The following is a 2,588-nucleotide window of genomic DNA, read 5'->3' as shown; positions in this document are numbered from 1 at the left end:
CTGATCTGCGCGGGAGGCCAAGCGATCTTCTTCTTGTCCAAGATAAGCCTGTCTAGCTTCAAGTATGACGGGCTGATACTGGGCCGGCAGGCGCTCCATTGCCCAGTCGGCAGCGACATCCTTCGGCGCGATTTTGCCGGTTACTGCGCTGTACCAAATGCGGGACAACGTAAGCACTACATTTCGCTCATCGCCAGCCCAGTCGGGCGGCGAGTTCCATAGCGTTAAGGTTTCATTTAGCGCCTCAAATAGATCCTGTTCAGGAACCGGATCAAAGAGTTCCTCCGCCGCTGGACCTACCAAGGCAACGCTATGTTCTCTTGCTTTTGTCAGCAAGATAGCCAGATCAATGTCGATCGTGGCTGGCTCGAAGATACCTGCAAGAATGTCATTGCGCTGCCATTCTCCAAATTGCAGTTCGCGCTTAGCTGGATAACGCCACGGAATGATGTCGTCGTGCACAACAATGGTGACTTCTACAGCGCGGAGAATCTCGCTCTCTCCAGGGGAAGCCGAAGTTTCCAAAAGGTCGTTGATCAAAGCTCGCCGCGTTGTTTCATCAAGCCTTACGGTCACCGTAACCAGCAAATCAATATCACTGTGTGGCTTCAGGCCGCCATCCACTGCGGAGCCGTACAAATGTACGGCCAGCAACGTCGGTTCGAGATGGCGCTCGATGACGCCAACTACCTCTGATAGTTGAGTCGATACTTCGGCGATCACCGCTTCCCTCATGATGTTTAACGCCCGGCTCACGCGCCGGTTTGGAGGCGCGAAGCGGCGGAAAAGCGGTCGCAGTGCGGCCGATTGTTACGTTTCAGCACCATACCAGCCCCTTGTAAGGTGAGTTCTCCAACTCCGCCAAGCGAGTTGCCAAAGTGCCACAGTGAAGCTCTAGGCGATGGCCGTTGGGATCAAGTAGGTACAGCGATTCGCCCTCACTAGTGTTTTGCTTCCATTCCTTGAATCCCATCTCGCCCCGTTTGGCGCGTAGCTCCGAGAGCGCGTTTTCACTGATACTAAAGGCCACATGCGTATAGTCTTTAGCGGGGTCGGGCTCTCCCAAACTCAAGCAAAGCCATGTATCACCGGCTGTCAGATACGCACCCGTGTCCCAAAGAACGTGAAGCTTCATGCCCAGGAAACCACGATAGAACTGGATCGATGAGTCCAGATCACTGACAGAAAAAGTAATGTGGTTTATTCCGGTGATCATGCAGTCCCTCAAAAAACGTAACTTTGTTTTAGGGCGACTGCCCTGCTGCGTAACATCGTTGCTGCTCCATAACATCAAACATCGACCCACGGCGTAACGCGCTTGCTGCTTGGATGCCCGAGGCATAGACTGTACAAAAAAACAGTCATAACAAGCCATGAAAACCGCCACTGCGCCGTTACCACCGCTGCGTTCGGTCAAGGTTCTGGACCAGTTGCGTGAGCGCATACGCTACTTGCATTATAGCTTACGAACCGAACAGGCTTATGTCCACTGGGTTCGTGCCTTCATCCGTTTCCACGGTGTGCGTCACCCGGCAACCTTGGGCAGCAGCGAAGTCGAGGCATTTCTGTCCTGGCTGGCGAACGAGCGCAAGGTTTCGGTCTCCACGCATCGTCAGGCATTGGCGGCCTTGCTGTTCTTCTACGGCAAGGTGCTGTGCACGGATCTGCCCTGGCTTCAGGAGATCGGAAGACCTCGGCCGTCGCGGCGCTTGCCGGTGGTGCTGACCCCGGATGAAGTGGTTCGCATCCTCGGTTTTCTGGAAGGCGAGCATCGTTTGTTCGCCCAGCTTCTGTATGGAACGGGCATGCGGATCAGTGAGGGTTTGCAACTGCGGGTCAAGGATCTGGATTTCGATCACGGCACGATCATCGTGCGGGAGGGCAAGGGCTCCAAGGATCGGGCCTTGATGTTACCCGAGAGCTTGGCACCCAGCCTGCGCGAGCAGCTGTCGCGTGCACGGGCATGGTGGCTGAAGGACCAGGCCGAGGGCCGCAGCGGCGTTGCGCTTCCCGACGCCCTTGAGCGGAAGTATCCGCGCGCCGGGCATTCCTGGCCGTGGTTCTGGGTTTTTGCGCAGCACACGCATTCGACCGATCCACGGAGCGGTGTCGTGCGTCGCCATCACATGTATGACCAGACCTTTCAGCGCGCCTTCAAACGTGCCGTAGAACAAGCAGGCATCACGAAGCCCGCCACACCGCACACCCTCCGCCACTCGTTCGCGACGGCCTTGCTCCGCAGCGGTTACGACATTCGAACCGTGCAGGATCTGCTCGGCCATTCCGACGTCTCTACGACGATGATTTACACGCATGTGCTGAAAGTTGGCGGTGCCGGAGTGCGCTCACCGCTTGATGCGCTGCCGCCCCTCACTAGTGAGAGGTAGGGCAGCGCAAGTCAATCCTGGCGGATTCACTACCCCTGCGCGAAGGCCATCGGTGCCGCATCGAACGGCCGGTTGCGGAAAGTCCTCCCTGCGTCCGCTGATGGCCGGCAGCAGCCCGTCGTTGCCTGATGGATCCAACCCCTCCGCTGCTATAGTGCAGTCGGCTTCTGACGTTCAGTGCAGCCGTCTTCTGAAAACGAC

Annotated in this window: 3 protein-coding genes; 1 reads left to right on the top strand and 2 read right to left on the bottom strand. The window is 57.1% G+C overall.

Annotated features, from left to right (window positions below; genetic code table 11):
• Together APH30_RS28545 and fos are read right to left on the bottom strand one after the other, a co-directional pair.
• On the bottom strand, positions 1 to 735 hold a 735-nt coding region (locus tag APH30_RS28545; RefSeq protein WP_082416267.1), incomplete at its 3' end, for an AadA family aminoglycoside 3''-O-nucleotidyltransferase.
• Between the two features lie 82 nt (positions 736 to 817).
• Complete coding sequence (fos, locus tag APH30_RS26765; RefSeq protein ID WP_054914221.1) at positions 818 to 1,216, bottom strand: fosfomycin resistance glutathione transferase; 399 nt, start codon at positions 1,214 to 1,216, stop codon at positions 818 to 820.
• 157 nt (positions 1,217 to 1,373) lie between these two features.
• Here fos and intI1 point away from each other — a divergent pair, with 157 nt between their 5' ends.
• Positions 1,374 to 2,387 carry a class 1 integron integrase IntI1 gene (gene intI1, locus APH30_RS26760; protein WP_000845048.1) on the top strand — a complete coding sequence of 338 codons (1,014 nt, stop codon included), beginning with the start codon at positions 1,374 to 1,376 and terminating at the stop codon, positions 2,385 to 2,387.
• The last annotated feature ends 201 nt before the right edge of the window (positions 2,388 to 2,588 follow it).

The sequence above is a fragment of the Pseudomonas sp. NBRC 111127 genome, from assembly GCF_001320345.1.
GTDB lineage: Bacteria > Pseudomonadota > Gammaproteobacteria > Pseudomonadales > Pseudomonadaceae > Aquipseudomonas > Aquipseudomonas juntendi.
Note: the sequence above shows the minus strand (reverse complement) of the source record. Positions and strands in the feature narration are given on the sequence as shown.

What these genes read in the sequence shown, in the direction of transcription:
- intI1 (WP_000845048.1), top strand. Translation starts at nt 1,374, where the DNA reads ATGAAAACCGCCACTGCGCCGTTACCACCGCTGCGTTCGGTCAAGGTT.
- fos (WP_054914221.1), bottom strand. Translation starts at nt 1,216, where the DNA reads ATGATCACCGGAATAAACCACATTACTTTTTCTGTCAGTGATCTGGAC.